The sequence below is a fragment of the uncultured Fibrella sp. genome (genome assembly GCF_964250085.1).
In the GTDB taxonomy this organism is placed as follows: Bacteria; Bacteroidota; Bacteroidia; order Cytophagales; family Spirosomataceae; genus Fibrella.
In genome coordinates, this window is the sequence record NZ_CAXUEC010000010.1 from 53,689 (window position 1) to 71,750 (window position 18,062).

The window sequence follows — 18,062 nt, forward strand, 5'->3', positions numbered from 1 at the left end:
GCTACTTAGTGGCAACAACAAGCATGTTCTGAGATAAAATAGACCCTGTTAAACCCGTTTCGGCTAAAAGTAGTAACCGATAGTTCAAGGTGCCTAACTCCCAGATAACCCGGCGTAGTAAGGATATAAGTCCATGCACTACCGGCTTTTCCTCCTTGCAGATAATCGCATTGAAGCCAACAGTTTTCAGCAACTGCTGTACCGATGTAGTGGTGAAGCACTGCTCATGAGTTAAGTCGCCATATCGGATGCGCATCCCGAAAAGACCTTCGGCGTTGGGTACGTGCATGATTAGTTTACCACCCGGTTTCAATTGTGAATGTACCAGGTCGAGCAAGTCAAATGTTTCTTGTACAGTCAAATGCTCAATCACATCCATGAGCAAAAATACGTCTTTACTTTCCTTATGGGCTGTTAAAAACTGGTGAATATGCCCTTGCCGGACTTCCTGGAGACCTAACTCATTAGCTACTTTAACCTGTTCGGCCGATGCATCGATGCCGACCAGATTGAGGTAGCCGTATTTTTTGAAAAAATAAATGAAACAACCGTTGCCACAACCCAGGTCTACTATAGCGGCCATCTTGTCGGTTGGTAATAAGGGGCGTATGATCGAGTCGACGTATGGACGATTCGTTTTAAACAGCATTTCGGGCAGTGCAGCGGTGTTGGCAGGCAGTGAACCCTGACCGCTGCTCACGTAAGCGTCATATAGTCTCTGCTTATAAGGTGTCATGTTGCAGCATAAGGTTAGTATAGGTGACTTTTGTACAAGAAACAAGCCACTACAAATTGAATCAGGAAGCCCAGTAGTGAGGCAAATGCAGCACCGATTAAGCCGAAATAAGGAATGAAAATCAGATTGAACCCTATATTGGCTACTGCCCCGGCAATGGTTGTCCATAAAATCAGCCTGGTGTATCCGTAGGCATACCATTGCACTTCGAGCAAATGAATGAGAGTAAGGAAAAGGTAGCCGAAGGCAATTACAGGACCTATCTGGAAAGCCTCTTTGTAGGTATCGGACAGGAGCAATAATCCGAGTTCGTCGCGTAGCAACAGATAGGCCACGCACGCGCTGCCTGCTAGGGCTGCGTAGGTAAAAAGGTACTTTCGCTGTACCAGCCAGACAGCCTTTGTGGGTACGTTGGCCGCACGTAGTGCGTAAACCTGTCGGGTTGAATGAACAACAAATGGGCTAACGAGAATAACCAGTTTAGCCCCTAAACCATAGCCGACACTATACTGGCCTACGTCTGCTTCAGATAGATATAAACTGATTAAATACCGATCGCCGTAGTTGATTACCCAACCCCACAAAGCCAGAGCAATAAGTGGGAACGCATACCGCCAGAACGTTGCGAAGGTGGGTAAGTCAGGTACGTTCAAACGGGTGGCGGGTATCAGCTTGTATGAATAAGTAAGCCCTATACCGGCAAAAATAACGTTACTTAACGCCAGACATAGCCATAAACCCAGCGATGTTGACTGGTGATAATTAATGACCACCAGGGCAAATAACAACAGGTTTCCGATTGAATAACTTAGCTGGATGGCTGTGTAAAAGCGATGCTTGCCATTCAGGTTCAGATAGTCGATGCTGCCCGAATAGAGACCTTGTCCAATGCCGGCAGCACTGATCAGTAACGCAGGTAGAAATTGATCATACACATAGCCAAAAACGAGCAGAGCACCCGCGCAAAGTACGTAAGCCAAACCGATGAGTCGACTGTAAAATGGGAAAGCAGCACGAATACCAAGCTGAGCCTGATCAGTTTTGAATGCCTGTAATATGGGGACTATCAAGACGACATGAGCCAGATTCAAGCCTGAAAGTAGCAGGTTATAATCACCTAATTCGGTAGGTGGAATGTAAAGAGCAATAGCCTTTCCCAGGATCAGGCCGGCTATTGCCATTACTACCTGCCCGCCAAATAATAAGGTAATAGTCCTGGTAACAGGGCTATCCTTATAAGTCCGCAGAAAGTAAATTACACCCATGAGGTAAGAGGCGGTTGCTAATAACCAATGGTAGTCAGCAGTTGTACCATTCGGTGGTCAAATGTGTGATGTTGCTGAAAATGAGTGTACTGCCTGTCGGCTATCGCATAACGCTCTAGTGGATTAGCCAGATAGTATCGAATCTTGTCGATCGCCTCATCCAGGGATGTAAACGTCACCTGGCTACAGGGAACGCCGCTATAATCCTCTAAAAGTGGTTTGTAATCAGACAGTTGAAATCCGCCTGTACCATTAATTTCGAAATACTTCTGGTTGGCGGATGTAATCTCGGCAAAGTAGAAATTATTGAAAATGATTTTTGCTCCGTATAACATCTGGTTTTTTTCTTCACCAACCAGGTAGCGACCTACATAAGCTGATTTGACCAGGGATGGGGTAAAAGCGGCAGGACGGCCATAAATAGTTACCCGGATACCTGCCTTCAGTAATTGCTCGGCCATTCGGGCACGATATGGATACAGGTTTCCATACATCAATACATCTATATTCACCTGGGCTTCAGCCTGACTTTTGGCTATGGCCGGGCGAACATTCATGCGTGGATTAAAACCTTCTGGTAAATAGTAGGCGTTCAACCCTGCTTTAGCGCGTAATGTATCGACCAGGAAGGGTTCCTTTGAAAAGTAATAGTCGAAATTTGATGCAATAATTTGTTGGCGATCTAAGGTGGCAATCGTATCGGGGTTTACTTGTATGATCAGCCGACCAGGTAACCGTATTTTCAGTTGATCGACGATTATCGGATGCAGATGGCGGAAGACAACGAGTACCAGGTCAGGGTGCTGATCTGCCACGCGATTTGCCAGTTTAGTGCATACTATTTCGTCATATTTATTTATGAATCGAGTCAACCAGTACTGGGCAGATAGTGGTACCCGGCTTATACTGGCCAGGTCCATTATATAGGCATCGTGGCCAAGATGATTGAATGAACTTTGTAAATGACACTCTAGCGAATCAAATTCTGTACTGCCAATTATAGCTATTTTCATCTTTGTGAACGTGGATAGGCTAGACGTTGAAAAATTCGCTTTCCTATATTTTGTGTTTTGAATAGCCAGATGTAAAGTAATATGAAATAATTTTTAATGATTAGTATAATTTACACGTAGGTATTATGAATATATTAAAGATTAATGTTAAGTCTTTTCAACGCAAACCAAAATACAGCAATAAATATAGAAGTAGATATAAAACTTCCCCACATTGACAGTACATCTGTTTCAACAGTAAGACAACCACTAAACAAGCAAGGAAGCCATAATAATAAAGATGGTTTATTTTCAGATATTCTTAATATTTTACTAAAGCAATAGTTGAATAGTAGTCCGAAAATGAACATGAAGACAATTCCACCCACAATCCCGAAATTGGCATATGCTTCTCCAAACGGAGAAATGTTTGAGCTACTTGTACCTGAGTGGATAAGAGGAGTAAATCGAGTAATATTGGCAACACCGCCGGTAATCGGTTTTTCATTCCAAAATAACCTTGGTATTATAGGGTATACGAAATGAAAAAGGATTTCTCCGTCTGCATAAGGTTCTACCCTAGGCACATACGATTGAGCTAGTGCTACTAAGTTGCCTTGATTAAATCGATGAGCTACAGACAAAAAATGTTCTCTGCTTAATAGATAACTTGGATCATCAATTCGCTGTTTTACCAGTTGCATAAGAAGCTCAGGATCTGCACGCCTTTCAGTAATCTTATTACCCCAAGTTCCTAAACGGTAATCCATTTTCACTGACTGAACTATAACGATAAAAACGATTCCGGCTAGAACAATAAATGATTTAAGTTGCAAACTTTTCCCACGATCTGTACCAGTAAACGCAATGATAAAGTACAGGGTTGTCCAAAATATTAGATGGCCGAATGCCCCCTCTTTAATAGTTGTATACACTAGTAAAGCAAAAGCTACTGACAGTGTGATTCTTTTTATCTTGCCCGAAAGGTAGTGTCCATACATTACAGATGCATATAGGCATATAGAAAATAGGTACACTATCGCTTTAATTTGTATTGGTACATATTGATAAACTATAGCTCCGACTATGCCTATTACCAATAATATTGTACTGATATTATCCTTTCCGATTAAATGAGTTTTAGCTTTAGATAAGAGCAGGACGTGTTCTTGCGTTTTGAATATTGGAAGAAAAAGCCCGGTATAATATGCGACAACAGCAGGTAATGCGTATGAAAAATACTCATCCGAGGGTAATGGCATTTCCTCTGGTTGATAAACAAACTCTAAAGCAGTCGAAAGAAGTAATTGTAATGAAGCAACGAAACCCATCAACTCCCGCAAAGCAATAGAGTTGCCGAATTCAATGAATAAGTTTAGAAATGTGAATAGTGAAAAAGAGAAAGCTAAAACTTCATAGTTTGACAACTCAGAAACGTACCTAAGTCCTATTCCGAAAAGGAGGGTTAATGTCAATATGATAGTTTTGCTATTCATTGTGAATTACTCTACTATTATTTCCTGTTCCAGAAATCGAAACCAAAGCCTTTTTTAGCTACTTTTTGAGACTTCGTGTTCTCGTCGCCATACGTGGAGCGATACATGTAGCCGTAACCAGCGTCGTATCCGTATCCGTAGTTGTACTCGTAGTCTTTCTCCATATCAATGCCGTTGATGACCAGGCACATGTTGGGGAATCGTTTCTCTTTGTAGAGGGTATCGATGTTTTTCAGGAATCCTTTACCCGTATACAGGTGCCGCACAATGTAGAGCGTCATGCTGGCGTATTTGGCCAGAATGTTGGCATCCGTTACTAACCCCACAGGCGGCGTGTCGGCAATGACGACATCGAAGTGTTCGTGCAGGTTCTCGAACAGGTAGCGCATTTTATCGCCGCTGATCAGTTCGGATGGGTTGGGAGGAATGATGCCGCAGGGGATAAAAAACAGGTTATCATAGCCCGGAACCGGTTTAATGATCTCATCCAGCGTGGCCTGACCAGACAGGTAACTTGATAAGCCTTGCGGGCTGGTTTCTTTGATGTAACGGTGCAGTTTAGGCTTCCGCATATCCAGTTCCAGCATAACTACTTTCTTGTCGGCGATAGCCAGGCTGGCAGCCAGATTGAGCGAGATAAACGATTTGCCTTCACCACTAATGCTGGAGGTGATCAGAATCGTTTGTTTAGTGCCGCTCTCCGGGTTGAAGAACTGAATGTTCGTCCGTAACGCACGAATCTGCTCGGATAGAAGTGACCGGCTCTTGGGCGTCATTTCCAGGGGCGACTCGGTGGCGTCGGACTGAATGATCTCGCCAATGATGGGCGTTTCGGTGGCGTCTTCAACCTGTGTTTTCCGGCTGATCTTATTGTTGAAATAGTCGATCAGCCAAAGCACCAGTACGGGTAACAATAAGCCTACGAGTAGCGCGACCAGGTAATAATTGCGCTTCACGGGTTTTACCGGCTGCGGGTCGCCCTGGGCGTCATCGATCACGCGCAGATCCGAAACGGTGGAGGCAAACGACATGGCCGTCTCTTCGCGTTTCTGCAACAGGTACGTATACAGATTGCCCTTGATACTGGCCTGCCGCGAAATATCGAGCAGTTGCCGTTCTTTCTGCGGAATCGTGCGAATGGTCGACTCAATTCGCTTGTTGGTGGTTTGCAAACTGGCTCGGGTATTGATCAGAATACGGCGCAGCGTTTGCACATTGTCGGCGATGTTTCGTTTCGTGCTCCGAATCTGTTCGTCGATGGTCTCGATGGGAACTGATTTTTCGGGAACAGTCCGAATCAGTTTTTCGCGTTGGCCTTCCAGGTCAAACAGGTTACCGATGAGCGCTGTTAGCGTCGGGCTTTCCAGCCCGACTGTCGAGGGAGAGACGATCCGGGATCCACCTTTGCTGGCCAGGTACGTTTCAATCTCGCTCAACGTACCCAACTGAATGTTCACCTGACTAAGCTGGGTATCGTTTTCTTTTACTTTGTCGAGAAACAGGGTCGATTCCGAACTCAGGTCGACAATGCCCGAGTTGGTTTTGTAGCGTTGGATATCGCCTTCAACGGTGGTTAATTCACGGGAAATAATGCCGAGGCGATCTTCAACGAACCGCAGGGTGTTGGCGGCTACTTTGTTTTTATCCTGTAGCGATGAGAGTTCATAGAAGTAAATCAGGCGGTCGAGATACGCCTCGGCGCGGTCGGGCGCCGTGTCTTCCATTGTCAGGAAAAGGACCGACGCTGATTTATTGGGTTGTGATACGCGCAATCGTTTGACGAACGACTTAATGGCGCCCACCCGGTGTTCCATCGTAACGGTAATGTCCCGGTGCTGGGTTGTAACGCTGTCGCGTTTGGTAACCAGTACCAACCCCAGCGGCGATTGCGTTGCTTTCCCGAATGGACAAACCACGCCATCCATGATGGCTTTGCCGGGAGCTACAGTCACCTTGACAGGGATGTCATAGGCTGATTCAATGGGTTTCAACACCTTTACCACAATAGGGGCATCGCGGTAGATATCGCGCACCCGCCAGCGGTCTTTGTACGAGTAAACCAGATCAAGCCCTAAGTCATCGACAACCTTTTGAGCGAGTTTGTACGATTTGAGCACTTCAATCTCATTCTCCACCTGTTTCTTGGAACCGAACATATCCAGTTCTTCCATCAGGTCCTGTTTAGAAGACCCACCCATGCTGTCTTCTTCCTTGATCAGGATGCTCGCCTGGGCGTTGAACGAATACTTGAGTGTGGTGAGATAAGCAAACATGCCCACCAGGCTAATGACGAGCGTTAGCACAAACCAGTACCAGTTACGCAGGTATTTTGTCGCCAGAAACTTGATGTATTCCTGGCCGAACTGATTTTCTGATTGTCCAATCGATGTCATGCTGGTTACGGATTGTGCTGGTATGCTAAGAAGCAGGCTGTTTTAAAGTAACTGGCAACGTACCTGAGTTTGGCTGGCCTCAGGTACGTTGTCAAAGAGCTAACGAATCAAATTTAAGACCACAGTTGCCAATAGCGTTATGCCACCCAGTACGGCGGGAATGTAGGGTAGCGTACGGCTGGCCTGCACTTTTTTGCTGCTTTTAGGCTCCACGTAAATGACGTCGTTTGGCTTCAGGTAATAAGCGGCAGAGGTAAATGTGTTGCGTTGGGTCAGGTCTACCCGGATGAACTCACGCTGGCCGGCGGTTTCACGAATCACCATAACGTTTTCGCGTTTGCCGTAAACCGTCAGGTCACCGGCCAGGCTGATGGCTTCGGTCAGGGTTATTTTCTCGTTCTGTACGGTATACACCGATGGACGGTTGACTTCACCCATCACCGATATTTTGAAGTTCAGCAGGCGGGCAGATACGAACGGCTCGCGCAGGTACTGGCGCAGGGTGTCGCGCAGCATCGTTTCCAGCCCCGAAAGCGTTCGGCCAGCTACCCGCACCGCACCCAGTTTTGGAAAGTTGATTGTTCCCGCTTCGCTGACCCGGTAACCAATGGGCAGGTTGTTGTTCTCCTGGGTATTATTGGCACCCGATGCAAGGGCAAATCCGGTGCGGGCAAACGGGTTGTAGATAACGTCGGCTTCGGCATTCAGACTCGACACGGCAATGGCCAGAATGTCGCCTGACTGGAGCCGGTAGATATACGGGGCGGGGGCTGTTGTGCCAGCTACGGCGGTGCCATTTGGCCCGATACCGATGCGCATGGATGTATCGGTGGGTGCTAAATCCTGAAAGTAAGTGATATCGTCGCGCCGTTTTTTCGATTGGGCTGTGGCCGATTCAAACAGGCCGGGTAATACGAAAATGGCAACGAGCCAGAAAATAGATGTTCGGTTGAACTGCATGGTTATGTTGAAGTTGAGTAAATTAAAATCAGATACGCATAGAAACCAGACTTCGGTCCAGTACAGACTTAAGGTCATATACGACGGTAGTGGCGTGGCGGCGCAGCGAAGGAATGTCCAGTTCCAGGAATTCGTCATGAGCCACGGCCAGCACAATGCCATCATATACTCCCTGCGGACTATTGGCGAGGGTAATCCGATGCTCGTGAGCCACCTCGTCGGCGATCGCCCAGGGGTCGTAAACCGTTACGTTGATACCAAATCCGGTCAGTTCATGATAAATATCGGCCACCTTTGTGTTTCGCACATCGGGGCAATTTTCTTTAAAGGTAATACCTAAGAGTAACACGTTGGCACCGGAGATAGGGCTTCCCGCCCGGATCATGGCCTTGACCAGCTTGTTGGCCACGTAAATGGGCATATCGTCGTTAACGCGCCGTCCCGACAAAATGACCTGCGGGTGGTAGCCTACGCTCTCTGCCTTATGAGCCAGGTAGTAAGGATCGACGCTAATGCAGTGACCACCCACCAGGCCGGGCCTGAATTTCAAAAAATTCCATTTGGTACCTGCTGCTTCCAGTACGTCCATTGTGTCGATATTAAGCCGGTCGAAGATGAGCGCCAGTTCATTCACGAACGAGATATTGACGTCGCGCTGGGCGTTTTCGATGGCTTTGGCCGCTTCGGCTACTTTTATAGACGGGGCTGGGTACGTGCCTGCTTTGATAACTGAGCCATATAACTGATCGACAAACTGCGCTGCCGCCGGTGTGGACCCGGACGTGATTTTTAAGATTGTGGTCAGAGTCCGTTTTTTGTCGCCGGGGTTGATTCGCTCGGGCGAGTAGCCGCAGAAGAAGTCGACATTGTAACGCAGCCCGCTGGATTGTTCTAATGCAGGCACGCAGTCTTCTTCCGTACATCCGGGGTAAACGGTTGATTCATAGATCACTACATCGCCTGTTTTCAGGTACGTTCCTACCAGGCGTGAGGCCGCCAGTAGAGCCGTCAGATCAGGGCATTTGTATTTATCTATCGGTGTTGGCACCGTCACGATGAAGACCGTACAACTGGCCAGATCGGCGGCCTGATCGCTGAAGAGGATGTGGGGACTGTCCTGAAAATCGGCGGGTTTTATTTCGCGGGTCTGGTCAATCTGTTGACGAAGTTCGCTTATGCGTACCGGGTTAATGTCATAACCAATTGTTGGCTGATTTTTGCCAAATTCAAGGGCTAGCGGAAGGCCGACATAGCCCAGACCAATAACACCAATGCGTGTGGCGTTGGTAAGCGGCGAAACTAAAACCATTAAGTAAAGAAGTGCAGCAATACGGGTTACAAGAAATGAGGCTAAAGATAGGCGTTAACCGCCAATATCATTCATACGTAACTTTATAGTAATAGTCACTAGACTTTGTTTTTCTGTCGACTACCAGAAGGCTAATCAAACGTTGGAATAGAAAGAGGAAGCTTGCAAAGCTCTCGGTAATCGGGGGTCTGCATGGATTTTTCGAGCATGGGTAAATCGCGGGTGTGGTGCAGATCGGACGAAACAAAATCGACGAGTCCATCATGAATGAGTGTCTGTGCCATTCGCCGCGTGTCTGGCCCATAGCGCCCCGCGAGCGACATCAGGTTGAGTTGCATCAGGCATCCCTGGTGGCGAAGGTCAGCCAGTAGCTCGGGTTTTCCGCGAAAGTAAGGGTACCGTTCCGGGTGGGCGAGTATGGGTTTGTAGCCCTGTAACTGCATCTGAAATAGCCAGGTGTTCAGTTGAAGGGGTAAGCTGGCCCAGCCTGTCTCGATCAGCACATAGCGTTCGGTACCAAACGAAAGCAGGTCATTCTGCTGTAGGTGCTTCACAAATAATTCGTCGACCATGTACTCCGCAGCAAGGCTGAAGGTCAGGGGCAGTTCGGCCAGCTCGATATGGGTCTGTAGTTCGGCCGCTACCGTACGCAGGAGCGCTGATGTGTTGGGAAACGTATCCTGACTGATATGAGGCGTGGTAACTACGTGCTGAATGCCCCATTCGGCGAACTGACGGAGGCAGGTCAGCGCATCGCCCGCAGAGCGGATGCCATCATCTACGTCGGGCAGCAGGTGGCTGTGCATGTCGACAACGTACCCAGCCCGAACGGGTTGGTCAGGGGCGGAAGACAATTTCAACCGGTTGGATAATGTTTGCCAGAAGGAAGCCAAGAGAATAAATGAGTGTCGATGGGTAACAAATTTGAGCCAATTGTCTCGGAAAGCTACCCTATTTTTGTGAAAACTATGAGAGAACTACAATCGTCTTACCCAGTAACACCAGAGCCGCAGCCGTTGCGTTCAATGCTGATGCTTTTTGGGTTCATTATGCTGGGGATGACGCTGGGTGCCGTTGCGGCGGCATTCGTGGTGAGCGTCGGCGCAATGGCGTCAGGCGGTACGATAAAAAATGTCACCGAGTTGCTTCAACATCCGTCTACAACGCCCAATGGCTGGTGGTGGCTGATGGTCGTTCAGGCACTAAGCCACGTTAGCACCTTTCTGCTGCCGGCACTGCTATACTGGTTCACTATAGATAAGCGCCGACTGAGTGACTTCAGCGGCCAGCCTGCCCACAAAGTAGCTGGCTGGGGGCTGGTTGTGCTGCTTACCATCGCGTTTATGCCCGTCAACGGGCTGATCATCGAACTGAACCAGGCCCTCAAACTGCCCGAAACGCTGGCTCCGCTCGAACGCTGGATGCGGGCTAAAGAAGACCAGATGGCCGAACTTACGAAGTTTCTGACCACCTTCCGCACGGTGCCGCAACTGCTGATGGCTGTTTTTACCATAGGTTTGCTGCCTGCTTTGGGCGAAGAAGTGCTTTTCCGTGGCATCCTGCAGCGAAAATTCATCGTCTGGACCAGTAACGTACACCTGGGCATTTGGCTGGCGGCGGCGTTGTTTAGTGCTATTCATCTACAGTTCTATGGTTTTGTGCCCCGAATGCTGTTAGGTGCGCTGTTTGGGTATCTGTATGTATGGTCGGGAAATTTATGGGTGCCGATTCTGGCTCACTTCATTAATAACGGGTTTACAGTAATAATGATTTTCCTGCATCAGCGGGAAATGACGACGATCGACATTGATAGTACCGAATCAGTCCCTGTTTCAGCCGCTCTTTTTGGTACAGTGGTAACCGTAGCCGCGCTGGTACTTTTTAAACGAATGAACAAAACAGTAACCAGTTACCAGGGATCAGCTTCGCAGAAGGAACGTACCTGAGCAACGCTGATCCCTGGTAACGGGTTACTGACAACAGACATATGACAAAAGATTGGGAAAAAGTGCTGGTGACCAAGCAGCCCTATCAGGCTGAACTTGCTAAGGCGCAACTGGTTGAAAATGATATCGACGCCGTAATTATCAACAAGCAAAGCAGTTCGTATCCAGAACTGTTTGGTAACTATGAGGTGTACGTACCAACGAAAGATGCTATTATTGCCCGTATAATCTTAGATAATGAGACAACGATTAGCTGAGCTGTCGAACCTGCAACAGCGTGTTATTGCGGCCGTTTTCGGCGTAGCCGTCATCCTTTTTTGCATCAGCTACAGCGTTTACACGTTCGCTCTGTTGTTTCTGGTTATCAGTGCTTTAGCGCAGATCGAGTTCTATCGATTGCTTGGCCTCGACGGTAATCAGCCGCTCACGTATTACGGGACGGTCGTTGGCTGTCTGGTCAGCATTCTGACGTTTCTGGTAGAAATGGGGTACGTTGCCGAGTCAGCCTATTACCTCATCAGCCCGGCTTCGTCGATGATCTTTCTGATCAAACTATACAAAAAGAAAGACATGAAGCCCTTTACCAATATCGGTTTCACGTTTCTCGGGATTATTTACGTAGGCATTCCCTTTGCGCTGCTCAATGTATTGGCGCTGCGTACCGGCGCCTACCAGCCCAATGTTATTCTGGGTTGCCTGTTTCTGCTGTGGGCCTCTGACATTGGTGCCTACTTTGCCGGGACCAAGTTTGGTCGCCGGAAATTATTCGAGCGGGTATCGCCCAAGAAGTCGTGGGAGGGCAGCATTGGCGGGGCTGTGGCGGCGGGTATTGTAGCGCTCGGACTTACCTGGTATGCCCCCGAACTGACTCCCTGGCAGTGGTACTGCATTGGGGCTATTATTGTGGTGACAGGTACGTATGGCGATCTGGTTGAGTCGCTCTTCAAGCGTAGTATCGCCATCAAAGATTCGGGAACGAGTATTCCCGGTCATGGTGGCTTCCTCGACCGGTTCGATGGCCTTTTGCTGGCGGCACCCTTCATTCTGACGTTCCTAAAATTATTTGCTTAGTCATCTTAACCTTATAAGGTTTTTAAAAACCTTATAAGGTTAACTGCGGCGACCCATTAATATTCGTTAAATTCTGGTGTCAGTTAGCCTGTTGCAACCACAGGCTTTATTACTTTGTTACTATGTGCAACAACCCCCTGTTCCAAATTGGGGTCTCTTTGTCAACCGCCCACTGACAAACTGGTTGTTTTGTCGGGCTGGTTGTCTTTTTTGTTCCGCTATGAATCGATTGATCAAACGATACAGTGCATGGGCTGGCCTTCTGGTACTGCTTTTCTGCCTAACCACCGACGGACTGGCGCAGGGACAGGACGCTCAGATTACATTCACGGGGATTATCACAGGCGGTAAAAGCAACGAGCCGTTACCGTTGGCCCGAATCTTTATTCCCCGAGCCGGTAAAGGCGTGCTCTCAGCCACGAATGGGTACTTTGCGCTGCCCGTTTTCCCCGGCGATAGCGTGATTTTCAGTTACGTGGGTTATAAAACGCAGTATCACATTATTCCCCGCCGCCTCACCGAGCCGACGTACTCGGCGGTGGTGGCTTTGCAGGAAGACGTTAAGTTACTATCTGAAGTAAAAGTATATCCGTACCCGACGGAAGAACTCTTCAAGCAGGCATTGATCAACATGAAGTTGCCTGACCAGCGTGATCGCGATGCGCTGGCCCGCAATACAGACCCACAGGCCCTGTTGCGGGCGATGGCCGCCACGCCGATGGGCGCGTTGTCGAATCACCAGTATTTCATGAATCAGCAGTTTTTGGGGCGCGAAGCCATTACCAGCCGGGGGGCCGTTACCACTTTTCCGTTCCTGAACCCATTTGCCTGGGCCAACTTTATCAAGTCGGTGAAACGGGGTGACTTCAAAACGAAAGAATACCGGCAGGGCCTCAACAGCGCGCCCCCAGAGAATATCCGCCGAGATCAGATACTGAATAATTGATTTAAACCTCACTCCACATAATCCAGGTCTTTGCCGTAGGTTTCGTCGATGGCCCAGAGCGACCAGGCACCGACGGCGAAGCAAACCAGACCGACGATGGCACCGGAGCCAAGAGTGCTCAGGGCTGGAATCGTTTTCAGGTACTGAAAAGCCGGAATGCTGACGAGCGTGGTGGCCCGTACGTTATTGGCCACTGACGTGGTCGCTGTGGCGCGCAGGTTAGTACCAAAACTTTCGGCCGTTACCGTCAGGAACATGGCAATGTAGCCAATGCCGAAACCCATGCACCCGCAGACCAGGTAAAATGCGGGTGCCGAATTTATAGCCCCCGACAGATAAACGAGTACGAAGGCAACGGTGAACGCCATCATCCAGCCGATGGCGGCCCGGCGAGAACGTAACCACTGGCTGAAGAACCCACTGAACAGGTCGCCCGCTGCCATGCCTATGTAGGTGTACATCACGCATTTGCCCGGTATGATCGGCGTTTCAATGCCCAGCGCCTTGCCGAACTCATTGCCGAAGGTGGCCAGAAGGCCAATCACAAAGTAAGTTGGCAATGAAATGCCCATGCACCGCAGGTAGCGCATAAACCGGTCGCGGTTGGTGAAAAATACGCCGAAGTTGCCCCGCTTCACCGCCGCTTGAACCACATCTTTGTACATGCCCGATTCCAGCACGCCGATGCGAAGCAGGAGCAGGGCCAGCCCCAGCCCACCGCCAATCAGGTACGTTAGCCGCCAGTTGCCCGTTAGCTGCACCGTCAGGAAAGCGGCCACGGCACCTAACAGCCCTACACTGGCCACCACCGACGACCCGTAGCCCCGCAGATGCCGGGGCAACACTTCGCTCACCAGCGTGATGCCCGCGCCCAGTTCGCCCGCCAGCCCCAGGCCCGCCATAAAACGCAGCCAGGCGTAGGTGTCGGCCGAATGAACCATGCCGCAGGCCAGATTGGCCAGCGAGTAGGTGATGATGCTCCCGAACAGCACCGACAACCGCCCGCGTTTATCGCCCAAAATACCCCACAGTATGCCGCCGATCAACAGCCCCGCCTGCTGAAAATTGTAGATGCGACCGCCAACCAGCGAAATATCTTTTTCCGATAAGCCCAATTCGGTCAGGCTGGGAACCCGAACAATATTGAACAGTAACAGGTCATACACATCGACAAAGTACCCCAGCGCAGCAACAAGCACAGGCAGCGTGAGCACAGCACGGAAGGTAGAAATAGGCGTTGTAGGAAGCGTTGGCTGCATGCGGGGAAGTAGATGTGTGGGTGAATGACTTGCTGGATAGGTAGGTACAGGTACGTTACAGGAAGCAAAGCGGCAACAATTACCCATTTACCGCACTGATCGCCTGAACACGTTCATCCGCTTCTCAATCCTCAGGCTAAGCTGGATAAACCTTCGGCCTACCCAGGCCGTTTTGCCTGAAACAGATCAACAAACTATGAAAAAGTGGCTGATAAAACTGGCCTTTAGTGCAGCTTTTATAACTACTGCCCAGTTGGTAACCGCGCAGGCAAAGCTGGAACCGGTATTCAAAGACAACACCTACCAACTCACGGGCGTAGCCGTTTCCAAAAGCGGCCGGATTTTTATCAATTACCCCTACTGGTCAGATACGTATAAATATGCCCTGGTTGAGGTTCTGAAAGACGGATCGGTGAAGCCTTATCCCGATGCGGCCTGGAATAGCTGGAAAATGGGCCAGGACCCCACTAATCGCTGGATCTGTGTGCAATCTGAGTTTGTCGACGCGAAAGATCGGTTGTGGGTGATCGATCCGGCGAGCCCGAAACAGGCGGGCGTTTACCGGGATGCACACAAGCTGGTTTGCTTCGATCTGGCCACCAACAAAGTGATCCGGCAATACTCGTTTAAGAACATTGTTGGACCAGATAGCTACCTGAACGATATCCGGGTCGATACGCAGCGGGAGGTCGTGTATGTGACCGAATCGAAAAACGGCGGCCTTGCCATCATCGACATCAACAGCGGCAAGATTACGATGAAGCTACAGGGCGATAAGTCGATGAAATCTGACCCGATGTTCAAGTTTGTGATCGACGGCCGCGAACTGCGCGACAACAAAGGCCCGGTGCGGTTCAACTCCGACGGACTAGCCTTAACCCCCGACGGCAACATGCTGTACTATAAACCGCTGTCTGACAACCGGCTTTATCGAATGTCAACGGCTGCCCTGCGCGATGCCAGTTTGAGCGATGCCGATCTGAAAGCTAAAGTGGAGGATATGGGCAATTACACCACTACCGACGGAATGATTATTGATGAGGCCGGTAATCTGTATCTGGGTGATATTCAGGGCTATGAACTGTATAGTCTACAAACCAGTGGCAACCCGAAGCCGCCTCTCAAACGTACGAACCTGGTGAAAGATACGACGTTGTTGCAATGGCCCGATAGCTACGCCGTTCACGATGGTTACCTCTACGTGACTACCTCGCAGATCGATCATATGGCGAAAAACAATGGGGGAAAAGACACGCGTAAACGGCCTTATGAACTGTTCAGGGTGAAAATTGGGAAGTAAAAGGCGCGGTGTGTCGTTTAGACGGGGCTTCGCTATAGAAATTAGTCATGCCAAACTTGCTGTCGCGCGGCCCTGTCTCATGCAGGTACGTTGCCTGGTGCGGCCCGCATGTAGTCAACCGTTGAATCAATCTTACCAATTTATTTTCTCGTCTGCTTGGATAATAGCCGTCCGCTTGACTTACTTTGTAACTCAAAGTACTTTCAGCACAATGCTTTATCTGACTAAGTTTTTGGTAGAGCGTACTCTACCCACCGTAACACCGTCAAAAGGGAAGGGGCTTACTGCCCTGACCCTCCTGACGGGGGTTTGCTTTACGCTGGCGACCACCCGTGGTTCAACAACCGGCAACTGGTGGTTCTTCATGTTCCTGATGTGGAACCTGTTCCTGGCCTGGTTTCCGCTGGGTGTCATGCTTGTGCTGCGCGACCTGCGCGAATCAGGGCTGCTGGGTCGGGGCCGCCGCAATCTCGCTGTTTCCTGGCTGATGGTGGGCCTGTGGCTGCTGTTTATGCCCAATGCCCCTTATATCATCACCGACCTGTTTCACCTGCGCATGACCGACAGTAATCTGGTCTGGTTCGATACGCTGATGATCTTCGTGAGTGCCCTTACCGGCTTACTGGCAGGACTTTACAGTACCTTACTGGCACACCGCACGCTTCGATCGCTCACAGGACCGATCCAATCCTGGACACTAATTGTAGCTTGTCAGGGGCTGGCTGGCTTTGGAATCTATCTTGGCCGTTATATTCGCTGGAATAGTTGGAGCATCCTGACTCAGCCAATGATTCTCACACGCAGCCTCTGGACATCACTACACAATCCGCTGGCTCAGAAAGTAGCCCTGACCTACGGCTTCGGCTTAGCTACGCTGTATGTTGCGTTCTACATTTACGTCGAAAAGGAGTTGGCTCATTGATTACCCGCCAGCCAATACGCCAGGCTGATTTAACATGATCGACATTCCTAAGTTTTTTCGGAGTATCCAGTTTGCCGTCAAGGGAATTATCGATCTGTTTCGGTTTGAAAATAACGCCAAAATTCACCTGGTAGCGGCTGTAGCGGTTATTGGTCTGGGGAGCTGGCTCCGTTTGTCACCGATGGAATGGGCGCTGATCGTAACGCAAGTTGGCCTGGTCATGGCGGCCGAGAGCTTTAATACCGCCCTCGAAAAGCTCGCCGACCGGGTCACTACCGACCATGACCCATTGATTGGTGCCGCTAAAGATTTGTCATCAGCAGCCGTACTGATCGTTGCCATCATGGCGGTGGCGGTTGGTCTGTTTATCTTCGTCCCAAAACTGATGGTGCTGCTGTGAACGGGCCGAAGCTATGTCAACAACTGGCCTTGGCTCATGTATATCATTCATCCGCGTTAATCGTTTCACTTTCGCTAAATCTACGTTCCAAAGCATGACCGAGTCACGCGAACATCTACAAACCCTGACCGAGATCCGTGGTCTGATGGAACGGTCGACCAAGTTCCTGTCGTTGAGCGGCCTGTCGGGCGTATCGGCGGGGCTTATTGCGATGGGCGGCGCACTCGTCGCCTACGTGCGGTTGCGGAAAGGCTGGTTTACCGTCTTCGATTCCGGGCATTATGAACTGATGACACCCATGTCGCGACGGCAACTCATGGAATTTCTGTTTATCGATGCTTCCGTGGTGCTTGCGCTGGCGTTACTGGCCGCCTGGTATTTCACTTCCCGAAAAGCGCGTCGGCAGGGGCTAAGTTTCTGGACATCAGCCTCTCGCCGGATGCTGTGGGCACTGGCAGTACCGCTCCTGGCCGCCGGTATTTTCTGCCTGGGCCTGGTCTATCATCAACTACTCTGGCTGGTTTGCCCGGCCATGCTCACCTTTTATGGCCTCACGTTACTGAACGCCAGCCGCTACACCTACCGCGATCTGGAGTACCTGGGGCTCTGTGAAATGGCGCTGGGACTACTTTCTCTCTTCTTAACAGGTTACAGCCTGCTAGCCTGGACCATCGGTTTCGGGGTACTACACGTAGTGTATGGCACGGTGATGTGGCTTAAATATGACCGGCCCACAGAAGGGCGACCCGCCGCATGACAAATGATGTACTGTCCCGCTTCAACAAGGCCTTTGAAAGCAAGGCCCGCCTCAGCATCATGTCGGTGCTGATGGTTAATGACGCGGTCAGTTTTAACGAGTTAAAAGAACTGCTGAACCTTACCGACGGGAACTTGTCTACGCACCTCCGTGCGCTGGAAGAGCAGGGTTATGTCTTGATACAGAAGCAGTTTGTGGGCAGAAAACCGAATACAACGTACCTGGCTACTGAGTCTGGCAAGCAGGCATTTACCGACCACCTCAACGCCCTCGAAGCCTTTATCCGTGGCGCAACCTGAGTAAATTATTA

At 49.7% G+C, this 18,062-nt stretch carries 18 protein-coding genes; 9 read left to right on the forward strand and 9 right to left on the reverse strand.

Annotation, left to right across the window (positions count from 1 at the left end):
• Position 1: 1 nt before the first annotated feature.
• From ACFE8Q_RS24695 to ACFE8Q_RS24730, 8 genes are all read right to left on the reverse strand, one after another.
• Complete coding sequence (locus ACFE8Q_RS24695; RefSeq protein ID WP_375448118.1) at positions 2-736, reverse strand: class I SAM-dependent methyltransferase; 735 nt, start codon at positions 734-736, stop codon at positions 2-4.
• 14 nt (positions 737-750) lie between these two features.
• Positions 751-2,001 (reverse strand): lipopolysaccharide biosynthesis protein, encoded by a 1,251-nt coding sequence (locus ACFE8Q_RS24700; protein WP_375448119.1) that lies wholly within the window; start codon positions 1,999-2,001, stop codon positions 751-753.
• A 17-nt stretch (positions 2,002-2,018) separates the two neighbouring features.
• Positions 2,019-3,014, reverse strand: a complete 996-nt coding sequence (locus tag ACFE8Q_RS24705) for a glycosyltransferase (protein WP_375448120.1) — start codon at positions 3,012-3,014, stop codon at positions 2,019-2,021.
• Positions 3,015-3,148: 134 nt separating this feature from the next.
• On the reverse strand, positions 3,149-4,468 hold the full coding sequence (locus ACFE8Q_RS24710; protein ID WP_375448121.1) for an oligosaccharide repeat unit polymerase: 1,320 nt from the start codon (positions 4,466-4,468) through the stop codon (positions 3,149-3,151).
• Positions 4,469-4,506: 38 nt separating this feature from the next.
• Positions 4,507-6,882, reverse strand: coding sequence for a GumC family protein (locus ACFE8Q_RS24715; RefSeq protein WP_375448122.1), 2,376 nt, complete (start codon positions 6,880-6,882; stop codon positions 4,507-4,509).
• Between the two features lie 99 nt (positions 6,883-6,981).
• Entirely contained in the window at positions 6,982-7,920 is a 939-nt protein-coding gene (locus ACFE8Q_RS24720) for a polysaccharide biosynthesis/export family protein (protein WP_375448123.1), read from the reverse strand.
• A complete protein-coding gene (locus ACFE8Q_RS24725) occupies positions 7,871-9,151 on the reverse strand; it encodes a nucleotide sugar dehydrogenase (RefSeq protein ID WP_375448124.1) in 1,281 nt (426 codons plus the stop codon). Before ACFE8Q_RS24725 ends, ACFE8Q_RS24720 begins: the two co-directional genes overlap by 50 nt.
• 131 nt (positions 9,152-9,282) lie before the next feature.
• Positions 9,283-10,005, reverse strand: a complete 723-nt coding sequence (locus ACFE8Q_RS24730) for a tyrosine-protein phosphatase (RefSeq protein WP_375448125.1) — start codon at positions 10,003-10,005, stop codon at positions 9,283-9,285.
• A gap of 114 nt (positions 10,006-10,119) precedes the next feature.
• Between ACFE8Q_RS24730 and ACFE8Q_RS24735 the strand changes: the two genes are divergently transcribed.
• From ACFE8Q_RS24735 to ACFE8Q_RS24750, 4 genes are all read left to right on the forward strand, one after another.
• Positions 10,120-11,097, forward strand: a complete 978-nt coding sequence (locus tag ACFE8Q_RS24735; RefSeq protein ID WP_375448126.1) for a lysostaphin resistance A-like protein — start codon at positions 10,120-10,122, stop codon at positions 11,095-11,097.
• 41 nt (positions 11,098-11,138) lie between these two features.
• Positions 11,139-11,354, forward strand: coding sequence for a putative signal transducing protein (locus ACFE8Q_RS24740; protein ID WP_375448127.1), 216 nt, complete (start codon positions 11,139-11,141; stop codon positions 11,352-11,354).
• Positions 11,335-12,168, forward strand: a complete 834-nt coding sequence (locus ACFE8Q_RS24745) for a phosphatidate cytidylyltransferase (RefSeq protein WP_375448128.1) — start codon at positions 11,335-11,337, stop codon at positions 12,166-12,168. The genes ACFE8Q_RS24740 and ACFE8Q_RS24745 overlap by 20 nt, the downstream gene beginning before the upstream one ends.
• Before the next feature lie 220 nt (positions 12,169-12,388).
• On the forward strand, positions 12,389-13,114 hold the full coding sequence (locus ACFE8Q_RS24750) for a carboxypeptidase-like regulatory domain-containing protein (protein WP_375448129.1): 726 nt from the start codon (positions 12,389-12,391) through the stop codon (positions 13,112-13,114).
• Between the two features lie 8 nt (positions 13,115-13,122).
• On the opposite strand, the gene ACFE8Q_RS24755 is transcribed toward ACFE8Q_RS24750, so the two are convergent.
• A complete protein-coding gene (locus ACFE8Q_RS24755; RefSeq protein ID WP_375448130.1) occupies positions 13,123-14,373 on the reverse strand; it encodes an MFS transporter in 1,251 nt (416 codons plus the stop codon).
• A 196-nt stretch (positions 14,374-14,569) separates the two neighbouring features.
• On the opposite strand from ACFE8Q_RS24755, the gene ACFE8Q_RS24760 reads away from it, so the two are divergent.
• From ACFE8Q_RS24760 to ACFE8Q_RS24780, 5 genes are all read left to right on the forward strand, one after another.
• Positions 14,570-15,673: an L-dopachrome tautomerase-related protein gene (locus ACFE8Q_RS24760; protein WP_375448131.1), complete on the forward strand. Its 1,104-nt coding sequence runs from the start codon at positions 14,570-14,572 to the stop codon at positions 15,671-15,673.
• A 211-nt stretch (positions 15,674-15,884) separates the two neighbouring features.
• Positions 15,885-16,595, forward strand: a complete 711-nt coding sequence (locus tag ACFE8Q_RS24765) for a DUF1361 domain-containing protein (protein WP_375448132.1) — start codon at positions 15,885-15,887, stop codon at positions 16,593-16,595.
• A 34-nt stretch (positions 16,596-16,629) separates the two neighbouring features.
• Positions 16,630-16,995, forward strand: a complete 366-nt coding sequence (locus ACFE8Q_RS24770; protein ID WP_375448133.1) for a diacylglycerol kinase — start codon at positions 16,630-16,632, stop codon at positions 16,993-16,995.
• Positions 16,996-17,089: 94 nt separating this feature from the next.
• A complete protein-coding gene (locus ACFE8Q_RS24775) occupies positions 17,090-17,752 on the forward strand; it encodes a hypothetical protein (RefSeq protein ID WP_375448134.1) in 663 nt (220 codons plus the stop codon).
• Positions 17,749-18,051 carry a winged helix-turn-helix domain-containing protein gene (locus tag ACFE8Q_RS24780; RefSeq protein ID WP_375448135.1) on the forward strand — a complete coding sequence of 101 codons (303 nt, stop codon included), beginning with the start codon at positions 17,749-17,751 and terminating at the stop codon, positions 18,049-18,051. The genes ACFE8Q_RS24775 and ACFE8Q_RS24780 overlap by 4 nt, the downstream gene beginning before the upstream one ends.
• The last annotated feature ends 11 nt before the right edge of the window (positions 18,052-18,062 follow it).